17 protein-coding genes and 1 tRNA gene are annotated in these 22,193 nt (G+C 49.3%); 10 read left to right on the top strand and 8 right to left on the bottom strand.

Features of this window, described 5'->3' with window-relative positions; all coding sequences use genetic code 11:
- Positions 1–10: 10 nt before the first annotated feature.
- Positions 11–700, bottom strand: a complete 690-nt coding sequence (gene narL, locus ACQ66Q_RS17880; RefSeq protein WP_377240084.1) for a two-component system response regulator NarL — start codon at positions 698–700, stop codon at positions 11–13.
- A 312-nt stretch (positions 701–1,012) separates the two neighbouring features.
- Here narL and ACQ66Q_RS17875 point away from each other — a divergent pair, with 312 nt between their 5' ends.
- On the top strand, positions 1,013–2,629 hold the full coding sequence (locus ACQ66Q_RS17875) for an antiporter (RefSeq protein WP_430458035.1): 1,617 nt from the start codon (positions 1,013–1,015) through the stop codon (positions 2,627–2,629).
- 404 nt (positions 2,630–3,033) lie between these two features.
- Here ACQ66Q_RS17875 and ACQ66Q_RS17870 read toward each other — a convergent pair whose 3' ends face one another.
- The 5 genes from ACQ66Q_RS17870 to ACQ66Q_RS17850 form a co-directional block, all read right to left on the bottom strand.
- A complete protein-coding gene (locus ACQ66Q_RS17870) occupies positions 3,034–4,254 on the bottom strand; it encodes a hypothetical protein (protein ID WP_430458034.1) in 1,221 nt (406 codons plus the stop codon).
- Entirely contained in the window at positions 4,247–6,955 is a 2,709-nt protein-coding gene (locus ACQ66Q_RS17865; protein ID WP_430458033.1) for a hypothetical protein, read from the bottom strand. The genes ACQ66Q_RS17870 and ACQ66Q_RS17865 overlap by 8 nt, the downstream gene beginning before the upstream one ends.
- Positions 6,952–9,129 (bottom strand): hypothetical protein, encoded by a 2,178-nt coding sequence (locus ACQ66Q_RS17860; RefSeq protein ID WP_430458032.1) that lies wholly within the window; start codon positions 9,127–9,129, stop codon positions 6,952–6,954. The genes ACQ66Q_RS17865 and ACQ66Q_RS17860 overlap by 4 nt, the downstream gene beginning before the upstream one ends.
- Complete coding sequence (locus ACQ66Q_RS17855) at positions 9,126–9,662, bottom strand: hypothetical protein (protein ID WP_430458031.1); 537 nt, start codon at positions 9,660–9,662, stop codon at positions 9,126–9,128. The genes ACQ66Q_RS17860 and ACQ66Q_RS17855 overlap by 4 nt, the downstream gene beginning before the upstream one ends.
- A gap of 642 nt (positions 9,663–10,304) precedes the next feature.
- Positions 10,305–10,655, bottom strand: coding sequence for a DUF3703 domain-containing protein (locus ACQ66Q_RS17850; protein WP_377240071.1), 351 nt, complete (start codon positions 10,653–10,655; stop codon positions 10,305–10,307).
- A 90-nt stretch (positions 10,656–10,745) separates the two neighbouring features.
- Here ACQ66Q_RS17850 and cadR point away from each other — a divergent pair, with 90 nt between their 5' ends.
- From cadR to ACQ66Q_RS17815, 7 genes are all read left to right on the top strand, one after another.
- Positions 10,746–11,165: a Cd(II)/Pb(II)-responsive transcriptional regulator gene (cadR, locus tag ACQ66Q_RS17845; protein WP_306518624.1), complete on the top strand. Its 420-nt coding sequence runs from the start codon at positions 10,746–10,748 to the stop codon at positions 11,163–11,165.
- A 176-nt stretch (positions 11,166–11,341) separates the two neighbouring features.
- Complete coding sequence (locus tag ACQ66Q_RS17840; RefSeq protein WP_430458030.1) at positions 11,342–12,118, top strand: cation transporter; 777 nt, start codon at positions 11,342–11,344, stop codon at positions 12,116–12,118.
- A 47-nt stretch (positions 12,119–12,165) separates the two neighbouring features.
- Positions 12,166–12,480, top strand: a complete 315-nt coding sequence (locus ACQ66Q_RS17835; RefSeq protein WP_233080762.1) for a hypothetical protein — start codon at positions 12,166–12,168, stop codon at positions 12,478–12,480.
- A 51-nt stretch (positions 12,481–12,531) separates the two neighbouring features.
- A complete protein-coding gene (locus tag ACQ66Q_RS17830) occupies positions 12,532–13,809 on the top strand; it encodes a TolC family protein (RefSeq protein ID WP_377240068.1) in 1,278 nt (425 codons plus the stop codon).
- A gap of 4 nt (positions 13,810–13,813) precedes the next feature.
- A complete protein-coding gene (locus ACQ66Q_RS17825; protein ID WP_377240066.1) occupies positions 13,814–15,058 on the top strand; it encodes an efflux RND transporter periplasmic adaptor subunit in 1,245 nt (414 codons plus the stop codon).
- 9 nt (positions 15,059–15,067) lie between these two features.
- The gene (locus ACQ66Q_RS17820; RefSeq protein ID WP_377240064.1) at positions 15,068–18,184 is read left to right on the top strand and encodes an efflux RND transporter permease subunit; all 3,117 of its coding nucleotides are present in this window, start codon (positions 15,068–15,070) and stop codon (positions 18,182–18,184) included.
- Between the two features lie 47 nt (positions 18,185–18,231).
- Positions 18,232–18,585: a copper resistance CopC family protein gene (locus tag ACQ66Q_RS17815; protein WP_377240062.1), complete on the top strand. Its 354-nt coding sequence runs from the start codon at positions 18,232–18,234 to the stop codon at positions 18,583–18,585.
- A 708-nt stretch (positions 18,586–19,293) separates the two neighbouring features.
- Here ACQ66Q_RS17815 and ACQ66Q_RS17810 read toward each other — a convergent pair.
- A tRNA-Arg gene (locus tag ACQ66Q_RS17810) sits at positions 19,294–19,370 on the bottom strand.
- 190 nt (positions 19,371–19,560) lie between these two features.
- Here ACQ66Q_RS17810 and ACQ66Q_RS17805 point away from each other — a divergent pair.
- Both ACQ66Q_RS17805 and ACQ66Q_RS17800 read left to right on the top strand, forming a co-directional pair.
- On the top strand, positions 19,561–20,418 hold the full coding sequence (locus ACQ66Q_RS17805) for a hypothetical protein (protein WP_430458029.1): 858 nt from the start codon (positions 19,561–19,563) through the stop codon (positions 20,416–20,418).
- A 22-nt stretch (positions 20,419–20,440) separates the two neighbouring features.
- Entirely contained in the window at positions 20,441–20,788 is a 348-nt protein-coding gene (locus ACQ66Q_RS17800) for a rhodanese-like domain-containing protein (protein ID WP_430458028.1), read from the top strand.
- 62 nt (positions 20,789–20,850) lie between these two features.
- Here the strand turns inward: ACQ66Q_RS17800 and ACQ66Q_RS17795 are convergent, their stop codons facing one another.
- Complete coding sequence (locus tag ACQ66Q_RS17795; RefSeq protein ID WP_430458027.1) at positions 20,851–21,903, bottom strand: CobW family GTP-binding protein; 1,053 nt, start codon at positions 21,901–21,903, stop codon at positions 20,851–20,853.
- Between the last annotated feature and the right edge of the window lie 290 nt (positions 21,904–22,193).

Below are 22,193 nucleotides of genomic sequence, written 5' to 3'. Positions count from 1 at the left end.
TTATCAAGTTCTAGCTACCTTTTTTGCCTTGAAAATTGACCATCCACACTGCTGCCTCTACGCGTGAGCGTAAGTTCAGTTTTTTCAGCAAGTGCTTCACATGTACCTTGACGGTGCCATCAGAAATATCGAGCTCGCGGGCAATCAATTTATTGCTCCGCCCTTTCGCAATCAATTCCAGAATTTCTTGTTCGCGGTTAGTCAGTTGACTGAGATCTGTCGCTGGCTTTTCGACAGGTCTGCGGATCGCATCAGCAAGTGCTGCGTTCACCGCTTCGCTGAGCACCATTTTGCCATGCACTGCTTTTTTGATTTGCTCGAGTAATTCATCAGGATCTGAGTCTTTGAGCAAATATCCATCAGCGCCCAGACTGATCGCTTTGATCACATCTTCATTCGAATCCGATACCGTCAGCATCACGATGCGGGAAGTGACGCCATCGTCGCGTAATTTTTTCAGCGTCTGATGGCCATCCATTCCCTGCATGTTCAAATCAAGGATGATTAAATCCGGGTCCAGCTCATTAGCCAGTACGATAGCTTCGGCTCCGGAGCTGGCCTCTGCAACAATCTGTAGCTCTTCCTCAAACGCCAGCAACTGGCGTAATCCCTTGCGAAGTAAAGGGTGGTCATCGACCAGCATCACACTGAAACTGTCGGTTTCTGCTGTATCGGTTGTGTTTTTTTGCTGCTCTGGCATTTCAGGTGTCCTGTTAGCATCCGGTCAGGTGCCTATTAAGAAATATTCCGTTTGTCTGTATGTTGATTTATATCATGTCTGAGCATTTGACCGAAATGCAGGGGTAATTCTCAACCATAGAACACGCTCCTTCAACAGCTCATATCCATCTGTTTCTAATGAACTTTTCTATCAAGCTATGAATCAACCTACCCAATAATAGGTATCACCAACAAGCTAATAGCTGATTTTTGCTAACTATTCAGATCCATTGAGGTCGCCTGAACCACCCTGCATAGTGATTGTGATACGCAAAAATATGCAGGAGTTTTTATGGCCGATCTAAAACGATGGCAACCAGAAGATGAACAGTTTTGGTCACAAACTGGTAAAGCCATTGCCACACGGAATCTATGGATCTCGATCCCTAGCTTGTTATGCGGCTTTGCCGTCTGGATGTTGTGGAGCATTCTGACCGTTCAGATGCTCAACCTTGGCTTTCCTTACAGCGCCAGTGATTTATTCTCGTTAACTGCGATTGCCGGATTAACCGGGGCAACTTTGCGCATCCCGGCAAGTTTCTTTGTGCGGTTATGCGGCGGCCGCTACACCATATTTCTGACGACATCACTATTGATGATACCGGCGATTGGCACCGGCTTGGCCTTACAGGACAAAAACACGCCGTTTTGGGTATTCCAGCTGATGGCGCTTCTATCCGGTATTGGTGGTGGTAACTTTGCGGCGTCGATGTCGAATATCAGTTTCTTTTTTCCAAAAAAACAACAAGGCCTGGCCTTGGGGTTAAATGCCGGTCTTGGTAACTTTGGTGTCACCAGTATGCAAATTCTGGTGCCTCTTTTCATGACTTTCGGCGCCTTCACTGTACTTGGCGGTGGCGACTCCATGATCCTGCAAAAGGCGAGCGGCACCCTGATTGGCGCGATTCCGGCAGGCAGTGAAACCTGGGTACAAAATGGCGGCTTTGTCTGGTTACTGCTGTTAGTACCATTGGCGTTTGCTACCTGGTTTGGTATGAACAACATCAATACCGATGAAGTAACGCCAAAACTACCATCCGCGCCTGTGTCTTTTGCGATCCAACTCTCCATGCTGACCATCGGCTTTTTAACTGCCATTGCCGGCTTGTGGTTGATGCTACCAGCCACAGCAAACGGTTCAGGCTTTGGCATCCCAAAAGAGCTGGTGTTAATTGCGGTATTGTTTGCCACAGTCTTTCTGCTGAAACTGCTTCCTGGCGCTATTAGAGCCAGTTTAGAACGTCAGTATCAAATCTTTGGTAATAAACACACCTGGGTGATGAGCGTATTATATGTAATGACGTTCGGTTCATTTATTGGGTTCTCTGCAGCATTCCCACTCTCTATCCAAGTCATTTTTGGTTACAGCCATCAACTGGCAGACGGCGTCATGACACACACCACGGTGAATCCAAATGCCCCCAGCGCTTTGACTTATGCCTGGATAGCACCATTTATCGGCGCGCTTATTCGCCCTGTAGGCGGCTGGCTGGCTGATAAACTGGGCGGTGCCTTTGTGACCCAATTGTGTTCTATCGTCATGATTGTCTGTGCACTCGGAGCCGGTTACTACATGCAACAGGCCTATCAATCCGCAACGCCAGAGCAATTTTTCATGCCATTCTTTTTAATCTTTTTGGGCCTGTTTGCTGCCAGCGGTATCGGTAATGGCTCAACGTTCCGCACAATCGCGGTTGTCTTCCCGAAAGAACAGGCAGGCCCGGTACTGGGTTGGACTTCGGCTGTTGCAGCTTACGGCGCGTTTTATATTCCTCAGGTATTTGGTGAACAAATTAAAGCAGCGACGCCTGAATATGCGATGGTCGGTTTTGCAGTGTTCTATGCCATTTGCTTGGTACTGAACTGGTTCTTTTACCTGCGTAAAAACGGCGAGTTTTATAATCCGTAGAGCAATGCAAAGTACGTTTTTAGCGAACGAAAAAGCCAGCTTCAGTTTACCTGCGGCTGGCTTTTTAACTTATATTGAACGCACCGCAGTAACTCACTTCAGGCTCAGACATCATCTGTCGCTGGTTTTTACTTTTTTGATAGAGTTGCTGTTGTGGCAACCTTTGTTACAAGCGAATTAATGGGTCAAGTCGCCGATTAGCAAGCTGACAATCAGTTCCGTAGTGTTCTTCGTCGGCGAGTTGCCAAAGACACAACTATAGAACAACCAGTTCTCTGGCTTGAGCAGTTCCTGCTTTAACCTGTATTCGACAAACTCTGGAGTGGTCTAACAAACAGCGCAACTCCAAGAGGGGAAGCTCAATCCCCACATCCATCTCCAAAGAACTCAAACTAACCGAATGATTACACCTGATGATCCACATCGAGTGGCTCGGTAATGGCCAACATTACAAATTCGTCTTCATTGCTGGAAGGCCTGATTAAAAGCCGCTCTTCACGAGATAACAGACCGTGGATTTTTAATTTTTCGTATGAATTAAAGCATGCTAATGCTGAAAACAACTGGTCACGATTAACGACAACCGCGGGGCCGTTGGTTGCACCTTTGTCGGCTATTACATCAGTATGAAATGAACCGCTCGCATACTCGGTCAATTGCAGAAGATGGATTTGACCGTCAATCATTTGAATTTCGACGATGTCCTCCGAAGGCCTCGTTGTTACGACTATCTGTTTCAGTCCTTGCTGCAACCGCCAGTTCGAATCAACACACCAGCCTTTTTTTGCCACGCCGAAGATAGGTTGTTCTATCAACTCGAAGTCATCGCGCTGTGAGAGCTCACAACATATGCCCTGGCAGGTCAAAACTAGTTGTGATTGATTGCCAACACTCATCTCCACTGGGCCAAGTTTCGAGTTCAAAAGTAGCGCTAAAGCTTTTGTGAGATAATTCAACTGATCTGAATTCAAACGAATGCATGCATCACTCTCGAGCTCGTGTTCTAACAGCCGCAGCCGCGCAGAAATATCAAGTGCAACTAAATCGATGAACAGTGTGGATGCATCGCTCGAAAGTATGGCCTGCAATTTCTTTTGTTTTTTTGAGGACATCGCATACGCTTTTATGCACTTAAAAGTTTCAAGGAGGTTATTACGACAATAAAAGATGTTTGACTGGTCAACAGTCACAGAACTGTAGTCGGTAATTAATTTTGTCGGTTGGTATATAACATGATGTAGGCTAGCGGTTTGAATTTCGCTGAAATCATCAGTGTTAAAGATGTCATTAGTATACATAGCCGGCTGAATTCGCAGCCGTGAATCCTCTAAAGTTAGCTTCACAAAGCTTGTACAATCCAATCCATTCAAACACTTGAGCATAGGTTCCGCCGATACAGTAATGTCTAGATCACCATCCCACTTGTTATTGATTTTCAACGAAGCGACAACAATGGCTGGCTGCAAAGTCGTGTGTGTTTGGATTGACATACAATCTTTGTTTCGCTGTGCAAAAATACGGATTTCTTGATGTTTTTGGAAATTATGTGTGGGGGCCTTCAGATTGCTAATGAGTGTTAAAATCACTATAAATTTATCGTATTCAACGTATATACAATTAGTCATTAATGACACCTCGACTCTGGTTATAAAAATTAATAAGTTCAATCATTTCAGATAAATACAGCGTGCCGTTTTGACATCTCTTAAATGACGACATCGAAATAGATGTTTTTGGCGAAGTGCTAACTTCAAACTGCAAAGCGCAGTCAAAACGCTGAGCAACCTCGAGCCATGCCTGGGGTGGAACATCGTTAATTGGCAAACTGACAACAGCCTGCAACCTGCAGAAACCAATCGAATTCAGTGCAAAAAGCACTTGCCGTAGCGTTCTGACATCCCGAATCTCATGGCCTTGAGTAACAAGTTCTTGCAGTGTGTAAAGCGCTCGAATGGATTTGGCGGTCCAGCGTTGTTGCGAAATAAACTCGATTTGTTGCAGCGTGCGAGGCTGATTGAGCATTTGCGTGAGCGTTTTGGCGCCGATCGCCGGCACGTCTTGGCTGTGCTGAAAAACTGCAGAGCTTTGGTTCGTAGTTAAAAATTCATGTAGCGCCGTGACATAATCTGAAAACGAAAAAGTGCTCGCCTCCTCATGTTCATCAACCACATTTCGAACTACTGTTTTCTTGAGACCACGACTGGCATGTTTAAACCATTTAGTTTCGTCAAACTGTTGATGACCCAGAATTTCATAGCGATAGCTATTGGCGGACAGGAGCAAGGCCAGCATGTCTCGGTCTGGAGCTTCGGTTCGTAATGAGTTGAGTTCAAAAGCCAAAAACGGCAAAAAATGTAGGTAACATGCTGCGCTGACCACAGGTGATGCATGGCCTAATTGACACGCCAGAATGTTGAAAACTGATGCCTGAGGTAACAACGGATGGCCGACCCGCCGAAACTGCTCTTTTAACTGTGAGATCGTGTCATCACTAAATAATTGATGTTGAAACAGCGCGTAACGTTCTCGCCAATCCGAACTGTCAAACGCCGCCATCATCAACATAAACAGCATGTTGTTGGCTGCACAATGACGTAGCGAGTGCACAACAAACTGATTGTTACCTGCCAGTTTGCGAAGCGCGGCAAGAGCGCCAGGCAGGTAAAAAGCGATCACGCGCGGAGAAAATATCTTGATTGAGTGCTGCCTTCGCATCGCCACAAATTGCAGAAAAGCTGAACGTAAATCAGCTGGCATAAACATCAAGCTGACACGTCGCACCGAGGTTCGGCTCTTACGTTTAGAGCGCTTGGTTACATACAAAAATTCGGCGCTGACATCATCGACATATAATGTCATCGCCTCATCATGTCGGAGCCCCAGACAATAACAAATCCGCAGAAACCACTGTGTTGAAACATCTGATACTGCAGTAATCGCCTGCTCGAAAAGCATCGGAGACAGATAGTGTGTGCGCGTTACGGCCACTTTCTGAGAGAGCACATCTAGCGACTCACCAACCAAGCGGATCGGCACGTACTCGCTAACGAACTGCAGAAAAATCAGCACAGTATTTTGTTTATCTGGCGCCAATGTGACCAGATAATCCTCGATCAACTCAGTGAGATCCGCGAGTGCATCGCCTTGCAACTGAGCTAGTTGGAGCAGCGCTTCATCGTTGAACACGTTTATACAAAACTGTTGCAGCGTCGATAAATAGGTCAACACTGTATTCACCGCCAAGCGCGTTTTCCAAGCAGAGCCATGCAGAAAAAGCGAGATGCAATAATTCAGAAGCACTCCACATATCCCGCTGCAGTTTTTGCTTTGAAGCAAAAGTTGCTTAATCGAAGCCTTACAATCTGTAAATGCACGACAGTTTCGGCGCTCATCTGTCGATTGTTGCTGAAAGCGGCGCAAACATAACGACAATCCAGGCATGACGACAGCATCGTCCTGGCAGTGGCCAAATGCCAAAGATGCAGCAGTTTGCACTTGCTCCCGCGTGCCAAAAACCACACGCCGCTTGCGCCGTTTTGATGACTTATCGCTTACTTCATTTTTATTTGCGTGCGGTTGATTGGTCAGGTGCGTGATGATATCTGGCGCGCATAACGAAGAACTAAGTGGATTCAGTTCATGGTAGAACAGCGGTTGCTGCATCAAGCCGATAGCAGATATAGCATCGTCAAGCGTGCGAAGCTGTCCAAATTCTGGCGAGTATATGTCTGCATAAGCTGCGCGGAGCTGGTCAGCCGATATCCGCGATTCGTGCAATTGTCGCCACAGCAGTAATCCAGTGGCATCCAGCATCAAGTAGCCATCGCCGTGTTGAAGGAGTGCTCGATTCGCATCCGGCATTACGACAATTTCATCGATACAGAAAAGCTGTTCGACTCGAGTCACTGCGACATGTTTTGCCAGCAGCAATACAGTTGCCAACTTTTGTAGTGTCGTGTCGGAATGCTTCAGCAGAGGCTGGAAATACGCTAACACTGCGGCAATTTCACCGACTCTTGCCGTTGACTCGTTAAAAAATGGCTCAGGCGGTAGCAATCGTATTGTTTGAACCGGCGGCAATAAATGTGGCAGGTCCAGTACAGCAGATTCATAGCACCACCAAAGCGCTTTTTGTAGCGCGCTTAGCTCAAGTTCAGTTGTCGCCTCGAAGTAAATTTCTCTCGATATTTCAATGAAATGGCGTTTCGATGGCGTCGACTTAAATACTTTGTACTGCTCGAACACATCAAGGACAAAATCGAGCGTCTGGCGAAGCGATTTATCCTCATTCGCAAAGCAGGTGATTAATTGGTCTGGAGTCATCATGCCAATGCCTCCAACTGCGCTAAAGCTTGTGCATCGAGTTCAGCGAATTCAAGGTCATATTGCTCCATTTGTTGGCGCAATAAATCAGCGGCGTATCTGGGTGATAACGCCGAAAAGCGGTCCAGCAGACCGACGCCCGCACGTGAGTGATTCATCAGAAAATTCAGCAGTCGCTGGTCAAATCGGCCGCTTGATGTTAGGAAACGACTAGCCGCAACATGGCGAAAGCTGTGCGATTTGAGCACTTCATTGGTCCGTTGATGCAGTAACGAATCCACCGTTTTGCGGCCAAAGTGTTGCCATTGCCGGGCATCATCGTCGAACCACATTAATGCGTGTGTCGGTGAGGCGATGAGTTTCCTAAGTGCATTAGCAACAGCGGCGTTACGCCACGCCCTGAGCAGTTGGCATGCCGAGGATGTCAGTACGACTAAGCGCCTTTCGTCCGCGTGATGCACCCGCTTATCTGAAATCGTCATAGAGCCGGCATCAACATTTAAATGCTGGAACTCTGGAAATGGCTCACGGACAGGGCGCAGTGCAGATGTGCTGGCGATCCGTAGGTAAACATAAAAAGCAATGGAATTGAGGTCAGGTTCAGCCAGCAACACCTGATATAAGGCCGCAACCAGCTCGGATCTCAAAGTGATTTTGGAGCCAACCTCGCAATGAAACTGCCGCGAGACCGCAAATCTAGCGGTCTCATGTGCATCAATATGCGACCACCGCATGCCCGTTACATCGCAAAAATCTCGCCATGCACGAAGCATTGTCGAGCCGATTTTATGCGGTTCAGCAGACACATAGTGGCTCTGCACAATGGTGTTTTGCGCTAAAAACGCACGGTAGACTTCAGGAATTGTATGTTTTGAATACTGCAAAAATGCTCGGTGAAGTGCTGAGCTACCAATTCCCCGGAGCGGCAAAGATGTCGCTTTTAGTTTTGTATTCAACCACCGGCGGTAGTCTGCAACATCGATATCTAACGCTTTTTGCAGTGTGCAACCGTGGCGCGCGTCACTACCTATGCCACGCAGGGTGGTATTGAGAAGCTCCAAAATCGACGATGGCAAAGGTAATTGCAGTCGGCTTGATGCCGCAAAATGAATGCGTGCATCGCTATCTTCGGGAGACAGTGTCTGCAATAAATCAGCGCGCAGATTAAGCTCGGCACTGATAAACCGCCCCTCGCGCTCAAATTGATAGGCAATGTAGTTCTGTGATTGCTCGGCTGGTAATCGCTCTGCCAACTTGTTATTGAGAATTAACTGTAGCGGCGATGGCACACCAAACAGCTGAAATAGGAACAGTAGTAGATAGCCAGCATCAACAAAAGCTATCGCCACTGTGCTGTTACGTAATAAACCTGGCGCACAAACTTGTAAAAACTCATAAAGCTCATTTGGTAACGCAGCCTGCATACCAAGCGCGGTTGCGTTTTCAAAAGCATAAAAAGCACGCTGTGCACCAGCTATTTTGAATCGAAACTTGCGACGCTGCTGCTCAGTGTTAAGTGACAGCTCACTCGCCAGACGCACGACACTGCATGATGTCTCGCCAGTTTCATCGCTGGTTTCAACATACTCAATGTCATCGTCAATCGTCTGCATGTGATGATTGTCGGCAAATAACAATGAATTGGTACTCGGCCTCGAGCGCTGCGCTTTCAGAAAAAATGGCGTGACGAGACGCAAATCTTGCACATGAGCAGCAGCGCTACTCAAGCGCTGATGCACCTCACGAGTAGTCAGGTGAAGCAACTGATGAAGTGGCAGGACGGCTAACTTACATTCAATAAAAGTACGATAAAATTGTAGGTACGCTGTATAGTCATGGAGGCCGCGAACACAATACAAATGCGTCAACAGCGCGTATTGTTGGTTGAGTAAATTCTCCGCGTACAGGTCGTCACTAGGTTCAGCCAAGAGTAACAATGTCGCGACAAATGGATCCGATTTCAGATGGTTATGCAGGGCAGACCTAGTCCGTTTTGGAACTGAAGCTGATGGCACCTGCGACAAAAATTCAATCATCTCCTGACTTTGCAAGATTTCAAATCGCGTAAGCGGTGCGATATCGATTTTGTACTGCAGAATGCGTTTGAGCCGCGTCACAAGTTCCAACAAGTAAAACTCTTCTGGGACTTGAAAAAGCTCGAGAATTTTCAGTTTCATTTGCCATCCCCCCGCGGCGAAGGGATAGCTTTCAACACACGTTGGATATCAACCGTCGTGATCGACTTCTTCTTTTGAAGTTTTGGCTTGCGGCGATAGACCGCAGAGCGATGTCTATCGATGATTTCAGACCACTGACGCATGGAAAACAGCTGTTCAATGGCATAGTCGTCCGCCACAGCTTGGTGCCATGCTGGTGTTGCGGCAGCAGAACGCTGAGTGACATATTGAATACTCGCGATATTCAGCAACTGCCTCATCAGCTCAGGTTTTGATTTGGCCTTCGAGACAATAACGACCGTAGCGTCAAAACGTGGCAACTGCTCTGCGGCGACTGCAATCAGATTATGCTGCTCCAACGCATAAAATTCTTTTTGGTATTCGAGCACACGAATGTTCGAGAGCAGTGTTTCGAGAAGACTACTGTCACCACGTCGATGCAAGATATCGAATAGACGTTTGGAATTCGCGTATGCATCGGCCGCTAAAAAATCTGGCAACACGATGATTTTTTGAAGTGAAATTTTGGGCATGGCTGCTACCTGTTTTGTTCAGATAGCTAGTTAATCTACGCACTTTTTTGCGTCTGTGTAAAATTGGACGTAGTTAAAACAGGGGGTCTGAGATCTTTCTTCATTCTCTTGCTCCTTTAAAAGGTAAAAAATACCTTTTTCGGATACATGTCGAGATGTTTCACCAAATGATGTGTGGAACACTTCCTTACGTACTCAAACTGACCTTCTCATTGCAATTGCCGCACACAAGCAACAGGGATTCAGCAAGGAGCCACTTTGCTTTGACCTAATTGCAGCTGTCTAAACCAGGTGATCTCGAAAAAACGAATCTCTGCTTTGCCTTATTTGTGGACATTCGTTTTTTCTGAGCTCTGAGATTCTCTTCCAAATTAGTTGGCTAAATTCAGTTGGCCACCGCCCCCAATTGAAGTCAACATTGAGCAGGTGTTGTAGTTCACAAACCAGTGCCAACTGACTAGATCAAATTCAGTTTCTCGACTCACGCTAATTGCTAGCACGATCTATTCTTACGAAATTGAGCTTGATTTATCCTGAACGGCTTAACATGCTTGCAAGCGAAAAAACGAGCTTTGACTTTTGGGTCATCGTCGCAAATGAATCAGGAATAGCTCAAGTGTATTTACGCGCACAGGGTGAGGACTACGAGTCCTGCTTTTTCCCTACAAGCGCTAATATTTCTCTGAGCTCTTCCGGAATGGCCATCGGCTTAAAGGCACAGGCGTTCGAACGCCCCGTATTGCCAAGTGGCAGGCGATTAAAAAGATGACCAAAAGGTGTTAACAACAACCGATAGCTTAGGCCTGCCAGTTCGCGCCAGTCTGCGGTACAAAGGGCCAACCAGAGCATCTGCAAATGACACAAAACGTCTTGTTGACCAAGGATGTGGGCGTACTCCAGGTACGTAAAACTTCTCTCATAGTCCTTTGGTTTGCGCGCTTGGTCGGCCAGCGCCAGGTATTCAAAATAGGCGAGCAATACCTTTGGTTCCATCACTATCCCTGGTCAATTAAAATGCAGTTTCTGCTGGCTGCATTATGATACATTTAATGCTTAAAGTAACTTTAGAGTTGGTGAAAGGCAATGAAAATTGGTGAACTGGCGGCACTGGCCGGATGTGAAACGGAAACCATCCGATTTTATGAAAAGCAGGGATTGTTAGCCGCTCCTGCAAGAACCGCCTCCGGATATCGGACTTATCAGCAGCGCCATCTCGAAGATTTACAATTTATCCGGCATTGCCGGGCCTTTGATATGAGTCTGTCGTTGGTCCGGCAACTCCTGAAGTTTCGTGAAGCTCCCAGCCAACCTTGTGGGCAGGTCAATACGCTGATCGATGAGCAATTGGGGCATTTAGACACGCAATTAACCCAACTTCATCAATTAAAAGCGGATTTACAGGCATTACGGGCGCTTTGCCAGGATGACCATCAGGCCAAAGACTGCGAGATCCTGAAAAATCTGGTGCATCCATGTGCCAGTGATTGTGTACAACATCGGTGAAAAAACTGTTGACCTTAAAGTGGCTTTATAGTTTTTAATGGCGGTATCTTGTTCAAAGTGAGGCCGCTATGTCAGATTGCCAATGTAAAGCCCAGGTGCAAGCCTCTGAAAATGCTCCGTTGCCTGAGTGTTCTGTATCAGATTTGCACCACAAAACCCGCTACCACATTCGCAAGATGGACTGCCCCTCAGAAGAAAATCTTATTCGAATGGCGCTTGGCGCGTTGCCACAGGTGCTACAGTTGCAATTTTTCCTGCAAGACCGGCAGCTTGATGTGGTGCATCAAGGCGGTACGGACGCCATCACCCAACGTCTGGAGTCATTAAATTTAGGTGCAGTACTGCAAAGCTCAGCGCCGTTTCAGGCCGACCCAACAGCGTCAGTTGATAACAGCAAAGCCGATGCAGACGAACGTAAGTTATTACAGCGATTGTTGGCGATTAATGCCGTGATGTTCGTCACAGAACTTATTGTCGGAGTCTGGGCACAATCCACCGGCCTTATTGCCGACTCGTTAGATATGCTGGCCGATGCCGCTGTCTACAGTGTTGCCTTGCTGGCTGTTGGCCTTAGCGCCGCCAAAAAAGTCAGGGCTGCCCATCTTTCAGGTTGGTTGCAGGCGTTGCTTGCAGCCGGTGTGTTGTTCGAAGTAGCACGACGGTTTTGGGCTGGCACTGAACCCATGTCGACGCTGATGATTGTAATGGCGAGTGTGGCACTTATAGCGAACACTTTATGTCTTTATCTCATCTCACAGTCACGCAGTGACGGTGCGCATATGAAAGCGACCAAAATATTCTCGACCAATGATGTTCTGGCGAACCTCGGGGTGATTGTTGCCGGTGGCCTAGTCGCCTGGACGGGATCGGGCTATCCGGATTTAGTGATTGGCGGTATCATTGGGATAATTGTCCTTGATGGTGCAAGACGTATATTAGCGCTACGCACTTAACATAAAGGATTGTTGTGTCTAAATATTCCCGATGGATATTGTGGTTTATGTTTACGATTATGCTTAATCATGCTTTTGTAGCCTGTGACAGCATTGTCGTACATTTACCGACAGAACATCATAATCTGATTTCTTTCGGGGATAATGCTGCGCACCAACACAATGAACATCAAACATCTCACGCCAATGAGGCCGTCAATGATGTTGACGACCCACATGAGCCCCATGTGCATGTGATGTGTTTTGTCGCTTATATGACAAGCGCAGCGGCAGAGTCCGTTGTTCAGACCATAGTTCCGTTTTCCCGTGCTGAAGCCTTCAGCATGACGTACGCTCCTGCTGTGCCCCCGCCAAATGCCTGAGATCATCGTTTTTAGTTAACAACGTGATTTTACATTTGACGGAGAATTTCTATGTCCCGCCCTTATTGCAAAGGCGCTGTTGCCTTGGCATTGCTGTGTGTCGCATCTTTTTCGGTGACGGCGCAAGAGCTTGCGATCACTACAGCGTTAGAAAGAACTTTAACGAGCAGTCCACAACTGCAACTTTATCCTTATCAGCTTCGGATTGATGAAGCTAAAACCCTACAAGCTGGTCTTAAACCAAACCCTGAGCTTGGTGTTTCTGTGGAGAACGTCCTTGGAAATGGCAGCCTCAGCGGCGTTAAAAGCGCAGAGCTTACGCTGACACTGAGTCAGGTCATTGAACTTGGCGACAAGCGTCAGCGCCGTCTGGAGAGCGCAAGTGCAGGGAAAGCACTGACACAGGCCCAATACGAACTCGACCGGGTGGATGTTCTGGCCAAAACCATGACCGACTATCTGGATGTGTTGGAATTACAGACGGTACGCAGCTGGACCGCTGAACGCCTGGTGATGGAGCAAAACGCACTGCAGGTCGCGACAGAGCGGTCACGGGCAGGACTAGTCACTGACGCGGATGTATTGCGGCTGAAAAGTCGGGTGCTCAAAAGCCAGATGGATTTAAAAGCGCTCAAAGCCGAACTGCAGGTTGCAGTACGCCAGTTAGCCGCCAATTGGTCCAATGAACCGGATTTCGATACGGTGCAGGGGCAGTTGGCGGTGTTGCCGATGCTGCCATCGCTCAATGAGATGCTGGCAGCGATTGATAGCTCGCCACAACTTGGGTTCTATCTGACACAGGAGCGTTTGGCGGGCACGCTGCAAAACCTGGCGATCGCCAATGGCCAAACCGACCTTACAGTCGGGGCTGGGGTGCGCCGTAACGAGCAGCTGAATGAGAATGCGTTTGTGCTCAGTGTCAGCATGCCTCTGGCACTTTCAAACCCCAATGCCGGTGAGATTGAAGCAGCGAGGGTGACTTCAGAGCGTTCAGCGCATCAGTTAAAGCTCAGTCGTCAGCAATTGCAGCTCTCTACGGGCCGGTTATATCAGCAATTAACCCTGCTTTCAGAGCAAATCCATGATCAGCAACAGGCCATTCTTCCGGCGGCGGAGTCGGTCGTGCAAAGCACACTTAAAGGGTATGAGACCGGCATCTTTGATATGACGGATTTGCTATCTGCCCATGAAGATTTGCTAAGCGCCAAACGCAACATGATTGACGCTCAGGCCCAGTTTCACCGTCAGTTAGTCGAACTCGAACGTCTGGTGGGAATGCCTTTAGTGGTCAACGGACCTGCTGCATTACCATCCCGCATGAAGGAATAACAATATGATGAATTACATCCGTTTTATATCAACGGCTTTACTGCTAACGGCATTCACAGGGTTTTGTGGCCCGTTACAAGCCAGCGAAGAGCATGACCATGCTGACGAACACGCACAAACCGAAGAGAGAAAAGGCCCCAATGGCGGGCATTTACTGGAAAAAGGCTCGCTGACACTGGAAGTTGTGCTCAGTGAAAACGGCGGCAAACCAGAGTTTCGTTTATTTGCATCTGATAATGGAGAGCCTCTGGCCCCCGGGACTTATCAGGCCGGACTGACACTGGAGCGTCTGGGAGGTCGTCGGGATGTGCTGACTTTGCGCCCACGTGGTGACATGCTGGTCAGTCAGGAGCCGGTCGCAGAGCCGCATTCATTTGAAGTGGAAGTTGCACTCAGTGCCAAAGGTCAAAATCATACCTGGCACTTTGAGTCCTACGAGGGACGCACCGAACTTGAAGCGGATGTGGCAAAAGAGTCCGGTTTAATCAGCGAGCCTGTGACTTCAGGTCGTATTCGCACTCAGGCGCATTTGTTTGGTGTGGTATCGGTGATCCCAGAGCAGCAAAGCAGGCTCAGTGCGGTCTATCCGGGCGTCGTGCAAAGTGTGGCGGTGCGGATTGGCGACAAGGTCAAAGCGGGTCAGGTTGTGGCCACGGTACAAAACGCAGCGACATTAAAAAATTACAGCATTAAGGCGTTGTCGGACGGTGAAGTTACTAACCGGTTTGTGAATCCCGGAGAAAAGGTATCGGACCAGGCGTTAGTGGAGATCAGTGATTTATCCACCGTGTATGTCGAAATGTCGGCCTTTCCGGGGGATACCGCCAAAATGGCGCGGGGCAATCCGGTGGTCGTGCGTGATGTTCATGGCGAAGAGCAAACTTCCAGCCAGATTGAATATATTGCGCCACAAATGACCGGTGGCCATATCGCCAGAGCCCGTGCCGTTGTGCGTAATGACAACGGGTACTGGCGTCCGGGTATGCACGTGAAAGCCGATGTGGAAGTGGCCTCGGTGGAAGCGCGCCAAATCGTGAAGAAATCAGCCCTGCAGGAATTTAACGGTGAGACCGTTGTGTTCATCCGGGTTGGCGATATTTATGAAGTGCGAATGCCGGAATTTGGTGCCAGTGACGATAGCTTTATCGAGGTGTTGTCAGGTCTGGAAGAATACGTTGAGGTGGTCACCCAGAATAGTTTTTTAATCAAAGCCGACATCCTGAAGTCTGGCGCCAGCCATGAAGACTAGGAGCCAGCCATGATCAAGAATATATTGCGACTATCGCTCAGTCGCCCGTGGATGATGATGGTCTTCGGACTGCTGATCCTCGGCGTGGGCGTCTGGCAGACATTACGACTGCCGGTTGATGCGGTTCCCGACATTACCAATGTGCAGATCCAAATCAATACGGCTGCGCCTGGTTATTCCCCGCTTGAATCTGAGCAGCGCATCACCTATCCGGTCGAAACCGCGATGGCGGGTCTGCCACAGCTGGAGTACACCCGCTCATTATCCCGCTATGGTTTGTCTCAGGTGACCGTCGTCTTTGAAGAAGGCACCGATATTTATTGGGCCAGACAGCAAGTGGCAGAGCGATTACAGATGGCCCGTCAGGATATTCCACCAGGCATTGAGCCGGAAATGGGGCCTATTGTCTCGGGGCTTGGCGAGATTTTTTCCTATACCGTCAAAGCCACCGGCGAGGCACTGAACGCAGATGGCAAGCCTTATACCGCTGAAGATCTGCGGACCATTCAGGATTGGGTGATCAAACCCCAGTTGCTGAAAGTCAAAGGCGTGACGGAAATCAATACCATTGGTGGTTTTGTCCGCGAATATCAGGTTGCCCCTGATCTGGTCAAATTGCTGGCGTTTAAGCTGACGCTGGATGATCTTGCCGATGCCTTAGAGCGCAACAATGCCAATATCGGTGCAGGCTACATTGAACGCAATGGGGAACAATGGTTGATCCGCTCACCAGGTCAGCTGAAGTCAATTACCGAGATTGAAGAGCTGGTCGTGACAAAACGCGATGATGCCCCGGTCCGGGTCAAAGACGTCGCGCAGGTGGCTATCGGCAAACAGCTTCGCACCGGCGCAGCGACGCAGGACGGACAGGAAGTGGTCCTTGGCACTGTGATGATGTTGCTTGGCCAAAACAGCCGAACCGTGTCACAGGATGTTGCCCTGAAGCTTGCAGATATTAATCAGCGGTTACCCAAAGGCGTGCAAACGGAAATCAGCTACAACCGGGAAGTGTTGGTTGATAAAACCATCGATACGGTGAAGCGCAATCTGTTTGAAGGCGCGGTGCTGGTGATTGTCGTGCTGTTTTTGTTTTTGGGTAACATCCGCGCCGCCATTATCACGGCCCTGGTGATCCCCTTGAGTATGCTGTTTGCGATCTCCGGCATGGCAGCCAATAAAATGAGCGGCAATCTGATGAGCCTTGGCGCAATTGACTTTGGCCTGATTGTCGATGGTGCGGTGATCGTGGTTGAAAACTGTCTGCGACGCTTAGGCATGGCTCAGCACCATCATGGCCGGTTACTAACACTGTCTGAACGGCTGGAGATTGTCTATCACGCCACAAAAGAGGTGATCACGCCCGCAATGTTTGGTGTCTTTATCATCATGCTGGTGTATCTGCCGATTTTTGCGCTCAGTGGTGTCGAGGGCAAAATGTTCGAGCCGATGGCTTTCACGGTGATTGCTGCATTATTGGGTGCCATGATCCTGGCCCTGACCTTTGTGCCAGCGGCCATCGGTTTATTTGTCAGTGGTCCTCTCTCTGAGAAAGAAAACCGCCTGATGGTTGCCGTGCGTCGCACGTACCATCCGATGCTGAAATTTGCATTGGGTCAGCCGTTGCTTGTTGCCATTACAGCTCTGTTTCTGGTCGGTGGCTCTGTGTGGCAGGCCTCCAGAATGGGCAGTGAGTTTTTGCCCCGCCTGGACGAAGGGGATATTGCGATGTTTGCCATGCGTATTCCCGGCACCGGCCTTGCGCAATCCGTTCAGATGCAATTGGCGCTGGAAGCAAAAATTGCACAGGTACCTGAAGTAGAACGGGTATTCTCTAAAATTGGCACTCCAGAGATAGCCAACGATCCGATGCCACCGAATGTCGCGGATACCTTCATCATGTTCAAAGAGCGCAGCCAGTGGCCAGAGCCTTCGGATACCAAAGCGGACGTGGAGCAGCGCATTCGTGCTGTTGTGGAAAAAGTCCCCGGCAACAATTACGAGTTCACGCAGCCTATCGAGATGCGCTTTAACGAGCTCATTGCCGGAGTCAGAGCGGATGTGGCTATTCGGATTTACGGTGATGATCTGGATGCACTGAATGCCGTCGGCGCGAAAGTAGCTGCCGTGCTTGCCGATGTGCCGGGAGCGGTTGATACCCGGATGGAGCAAGCCGACGGATTGCCGATGATTTCGATTGAGCCGGAGCGTGACCACCTGGCATTGGTGGGGATGGATGTCGCGATGATGCAGCAGGTGATTCAGACCGCTATTGGTGGCCGGGAACTGGGCCTGATGTATGAAGGCGACAGGCGCTTTAAATTATTGATGCGCTTACCTGAATCGCTGCGGGAAGATCCGTCTGCACTGGCGCAAATCCCTGTGGCCTTACCGGTCGATGATTCGGCAGAGCTGCGTTATGTTCCACTGGGTGAAATTGCGCGGATCAATGAAATTGTGGGTCCTAACCAAATCAACCGGGAAAGTGGCAAACGTAATGTGGTGGTCACCGCCAACGTTGATGGTCGGGATATCAGCAGTTTTATTCAGGATGTGCAAAAGGTGATGGCCGATGTTGTCCTGCCTGATGGCTATTGGGTGGATTATGGCGGCACCTTCAAACAACTGCAGTCCGCATCGGAACGACTATCCATTGTTGTGCCGTTGACGCTGCTGTTGATATTCGCCTTGCTCTATAGCGCGTTAAATTCCTGGCGGGATTCATTGGTGGTGTTCAGTGGTGTGCCACTGGCACTGACCGGTGGTGTTTTTGCCTTAGTGCTGCGTGATATGCCGATGTCTATTTCTGCGGCCGTTGGCTTTATTGCGCTGTCGGGGATCGCTGTACTGAACGGTATCGTGCTGGTGAGTTTTATTAAGCAGTTGCAGGAAGAAGGTCAGCGATGGTGTCAGGCAATTGAAAATGGCGCTTTATCACGCTTAAGACCGGTACTGATGACGGCGTTGGTGGCAAGTCTTGGTTTTGTGCCTATGGCATTTAACACCGGAACCGGAGCGGAAATTCAGCGGCCACTGGCAACAGTGGTGATTGGCGGCATTATTTCGTCAACCTTGCTAACTCTGGTGGTATTGCCCGCGTTGTGCCGGCTTATCCGGTCTAACAAGTAACCTAATGAACGCAGCGAAAGCTGCGTTTTATCCTCAAAGGAGGATGTATGCGTCTTATCAAACTGCTGTTGATAGTTACCATGGCTTTAGTGTTGTGGCCAAATATTACCTACGCGCACCCCATCACCCGGAAAGTCTCTCCTGCTGATGGCGACGTGTTTCCAACATGCCCAGATACGTTCTATGTCCGATTCACGCAAAAGCATAAACTAAAGCAGTTCATGCTCTCTGATGCGAAAGGGACACTTATTGACGTCGGGTTTCGGCCAAGGACCACTACGAATTGGGAGCATCGTGTTCAGCTGCCTTGTTTACCGGCAGGCCAATATACGATTAGTTATATGGTAAAGGGTCGGGATTTACACGAGATAACCAATAAAGTTAGCTTCACTGTGAAATGACGTTGTTTAAGAGCCCTCGAAACTCCATTGAGCATCGAGGGCTCTAAATGAAAGCGAAGATGTTCAGCAGAGCGTTTGCAGTCAATTGTTCCTTACATAGCTATCTGATTGTCAGTCTCCCTTGATGGTGGTTTTTATTACATAAAAATGTCATTGCTCGTCTTATCGGCACAGTGCTTTCTGGCTCGGTTTATTGTAGTGGACAGCTAATTTGTGCCACATCGTTATAATCCGAACGCTGATAACCAGTAAAAAAAGAAAAAATCAATGTGCGCTTTTTTACGTTTTAACGATGTATTGAAGTCTCGAAATTTTCGAGAGCTCAGCTTTAGTTTTGGCAGGATTGTCTGCTTTCAGTGAAAAGCAGCGATTCGATTATTCGTAGGGTCAACGTCCATAAATGACAAATAACACCAATCCCCAAAAGCCGCTCTAGTGAAATAGATTGTTGTTTTAATACTAAGGCTCTCTCAGACAAGGATATCTGGCAGCTTGTAGCCTGCTGATATGTTCTCGCCAAAACCAGGAATAATCACAACACTGAAGTTGAGAACGTGCCTATTCAGGCACAAAATGCTGAAAAACGAGACGCAGAGCAGAGGTCAAAAATAGCAGTTCCCAGTACAGGGAAAGTGTCACAAAATTCGATTTTTACTGTCACAGAAAATAAAAAAACCACTTGAGTTGCCTCTAAGTGGTTGATTTATATGGCGCACCCGTCAGGATTCGAACCTGAGACCTCTGCCTCCGGAGGGCAGCGCTCTATCCAGCTGAGCTACGGGTGCGCGACGGCGGCCATTGTATTGTGCGCGGCGGCGCTTGTCCAGCCGCAAAAACGGCGGTTTGTCCACTTTATCAATTGATTAGTCAAAATTTGACCAGTCTGTCGTTCACTGGTTTTTTCTATGCGATAGACGGGCGGGACAAGGTGGTTTTTCAGAGTATATTAGACCTTTGTATATTAAAGGACGCAGGATGCTAAAAGCGGCTTTGCTGGTGTTGCTGTGCTGTTTCGCTGCTCATGTCTCGGGGCGGACCGAACACCCGCTGCTGTGGCTGACGGAACATGCACCAGACCAGAACTTACAGATGCTGGATATTAATGACAGCACCTTCCGCTTACTGGAAGCACAGTTAGAGGGGGTGACGGTCAGCCGGCAACAGGCCACTACGCTGCGTGCCGCCAAATTGCTGCAAAGCAATCCGCATGCTTGTGTTGGTAACAAACTTCCGCTACCGGCGCGGCGTGACTGGGGACTCATCAGCCATCAACCGCAGGTGATTTTTCCGGGGCTGCGGCTCTATGTGTTGCAATCTTCAGGCTTGGTGCCCTGGCTGCAACAACTCAGCGCAACCAAGCCGCTAAGCCTGCAACGTTTGCTGGACAGCAATCAACGCTTCAAGTTGGGTTTTGCTGCCGGGCGCAGTTATGGCGATAAGCTGGACCGGCTGCTGAAGCAAGCGCCCGGCGAAAGCCAATTGTTCTCTCGCAGCGGCCCTGATGACGCCGGCGCCATTCTGCAGATGTTCAGCCGTGGCCGCATTGACCTGCTGATTGAATACCCGAATGTGGTGCAACACTATCTGGCGCAACTGCCGCAGCAACCCGCAGTGAAAAGTTTTGCCTTAGCGGAGTCGCCGACCACATTACCTGGCCATATTATTTGCGCTGATACGTCAGAAGGCCGGTTTTTCCTGGCCAGGCTAGAATACGCTATCAGTAGCGTCAGCAAACAATGCGCCTATCTGGACGCACATTTGCGCTGGTTTTCCCCTGATTTACATAGCGAATTGACCCAGCTGTACAATACTGCGTATGGCACAAATTTCTGATATTCAACCCGGAGAATGACTGATGAATAAGATAAAAATGCTGGGCGCAACGGCCCTGCTCAGCTTGTCGGCTCTTTGCAGCCCACTGGCGCTGGCCGCTGACAAAATCTGGATTGACGTGCGTAGTGTCGAAGAGTTTCAGGCTGGTCATCTCGACGGCGCCGTCAATATCGTCCATACCGACATCGCCGCTAAAATCGCTACAGTGACCCAGGATAAAAATGCCGAGATCCAGCTGTACTGCCGCTCAGGCCGCCGCTCGGGTCTGGCGGAAGCCGAATTGAAAAAGCTGGGTTTTACCAATGTGCACAACGCTGGCGGTTATGAGGCGTTAAAAGCGGCGGCAGAAAAAAGCGGCACATCCAACTAGCGCTGTGGCCAGACAAAACCCGGTCGGGGCGCTTCGGCAGCCCCGCCCACAATAGCCTGCCGCTACTGCAACAACTGCAGGCTCTGCTCGAGCCGTTCGGCGCTTAAGTTGTCGGTAATAAACACCAACTTGCAGCGCCGGTCTTCGTCCGGCCATTCTTTTAAAAGCCCGGCCGGATGCAACAGATGTTGTACCGCGTGTACCACCAGCGGCCCCGGGAATCCGACCACATTTAAAATCGCTTTGAGGCGCAGTAACTGCGGCCCCAGTTCCGGCATCAGCGCGTCCAACCACTGGTCGATTTGCGCCGCAGTGACCGGATGTTCCAACACATAACAATAGGCACGGATGCGGTCGTTATGGCGGTTCAGATCGGCCGGTGCTGCGCTGGATTGATCGGCGCGGAGCAGCCCTTGTTTGCCACTAACCGGTGCAAAGCTCAGCTGTTCGGTAGGCAACCAGCTGTGTAGCGGCGCGGTCGATTGCACCGGCTCCGCATGGTCAAGCGCCAAAATCTCACTGACCTGCGTCTGCCCCTGCAGCACCAGCTGCACCGGCGCCGTCGGATTCAGTAGCAACATCGCATCGCGTGTCGCGGTTTCTTGGGCTTGCGTAGCAAGGTCCGATTTACTCAGCAGCAGTAAATCAGCAACCGCGACCTGCTTTTGCGCTTCGGGATGTGTAGCCAGGGTGCCGGCGCCATTTACCGCATCGACTACCGTCACAGTGCCCTGCATCCGGTAGCTGTCATACAGTTTTGGCGTATTGCTGATGATTTGCAGAATGGGGGTTGGTTCGGCCAAACCTGTGGTTTCAATCACCACCCGGTCAAACTGGCGCACGCCGTTGCGGGCAAAACGCCAGGTGGCATCACTGAGCGTTTTGGCGAGATCGCCACGAATAGTGCAGCAGATACAACCGCTCGATAGCTCGACAATCTGGTCGTCGCTGCTTTTACTAACCAACAAATGGTCCAGGCTGGTTTCACCAAACTCGTTGATGATGACCAGCGTGCGGCTGAACTCCGGCAACTGCACCAGCTGATTTAATAAAGTGGTTTTGCCACTACCTAAAAAACCAGTTAATAAAATCAGTGGGATACGTTCATGGCGCATAAAAACTCCGGGGCAGTTGCAGGCGAAAACAGCGTGATAGTATCACAAAACCCTGCCCGCCATGACGCCGGCGTTGCAGCAATTTTTCCACTCATATTCATTAATTTTTGTTATTGATAACTATTCGCATTTAGTTATACTGCTGTTATCCCTGCTGTGGAGGAACCACAAATGAACTTCCGTAAAAAAATAGCCCCGCTTTGCACTGTGGCACTAGTCACGCTGTTTTTAGTATTAAATCAGCAATATCAGTGGTTTCCGACGCAACCGCTAGCAGGCTGACCAGCAGA

This window comes from Rheinheimera sp., from assembly GCF_965283995.1.
GTDB lineage: Bacteria > Pseudomonadota > Gammaproteobacteria > Enterobacterales > Alteromonadaceae > Pararheinheimera.
The sequence above is the reverse complement of the archived record's forward strand: the minus strand, read 5'-3'. Positions and strand labels throughout refer to the sequence as shown.

Excerpts from the sequence above, each read along its gene's own strand:
- narL (WP_377240084.1), bottom strand. The coding sequence starts at position 700 with ATGCCAGAGCAGCAAAAAAACACAACCGATACAGCAGAAACCGACAGT.
- ACQ66Q_RS17875 (WP_430458035.1), top strand. The coding sequence starts at position 1,013 with ATGGCCGATCTAAAACGATGGCAACCAGAAGATGAACAGTTTTGGTCA.
- ACQ66Q_RS17870 (WP_430458034.1), bottom strand. The coding sequence starts at position 4,254 with ATGACTAATTGTATATACGTTGAATACGATAAATTTATAGTGATTTTA.
- ACQ66Q_RS17865 (WP_430458033.1), bottom strand. The coding sequence starts at position 6,955 with ATGATGACTCCAGACCAATTAATCACCTGCTTTGCGAATGAGGATAAA.
- ACQ66Q_RS17860 (WP_430458032.1), bottom strand. The coding sequence starts at position 9,129 with ATGAAACTGAAAATTCTCGAGCTTTTTCAAGTCCCAGAAGAGTTTTAC.
- ACQ66Q_RS17855 (WP_430458031.1), bottom strand. The coding sequence starts at position 9,662 with ATGCCCAAAATTTCACTTCAAAAAATCATCGTGTTGCCAGATTTTTTA.
- ACQ66Q_RS17850 (WP_377240071.1), bottom strand. The coding sequence starts at position 10,655 with ATGGAACCAAAGGTATTGCTCGCCTATTTTGAATACCTGGCGCTGGCC.
- cadR (WP_306518624.1), top strand. The coding sequence starts at position 10,746 with ATGAAAATTGGTGAACTGGCGGCACTGGCCGGATGTGAAACGGAAACC.
- ACQ66Q_RS17840 (WP_430458030.1), top strand. The coding sequence starts at position 11,342 with ATGGACTGCCCCTCAGAAGAAAATCTTATTCGAATGGCGCTTGGCGCG.
- ACQ66Q_RS17835 (WP_233080762.1), top strand. The coding sequence starts at position 12,166 with ATGTTTACGATTATGCTTAATCATGCTTTTGTAGCCTGTGACAGCATT.
- ACQ66Q_RS17830 (WP_377240068.1), top strand. The coding sequence starts at position 12,532 with ATGTCCCGCCCTTATTGCAAAGGCGCTGTTGCCTTGGCATTGCTGTGT.
- ACQ66Q_RS17825 (WP_377240066.1), top strand. The coding sequence starts at position 13,814 with ATGATGAATTACATCCGTTTTATATCAACGGCTTTACTGCTAACGGCA.
- ACQ66Q_RS17820 (WP_377240064.1), top strand. The coding sequence starts at position 15,068 with ATGATCAAGAATATATTGCGACTATCGCTCAGTCGCCCGTGGATGATG.
- ACQ66Q_RS17815 (WP_377240062.1), top strand. The coding sequence starts at position 18,232 with ATGCGTCTTATCAAACTGCTGTTGATAGTTACCATGGCTTTAGTGTTG.
- ACQ66Q_RS17805 (WP_430458029.1), top strand. The coding sequence starts at position 19,561 with ATGCTAAAAGCGGCTTTGCTGGTGTTGCTGTGCTGTTTCGCTGCTCAT.
- ACQ66Q_RS17800 (WP_430458028.1), top strand. The coding sequence starts at position 20,441 with ATGAATAAGATAAAAATGCTGGGCGCAACGGCCCTGCTCAGCTTGTCG.
- ACQ66Q_RS17795 (WP_430458027.1), bottom strand. The coding sequence starts at position 21,903 with ATGCGCCATGAACGTATCCCACTGATTTTATTAACTGGTTTTTTAGGT.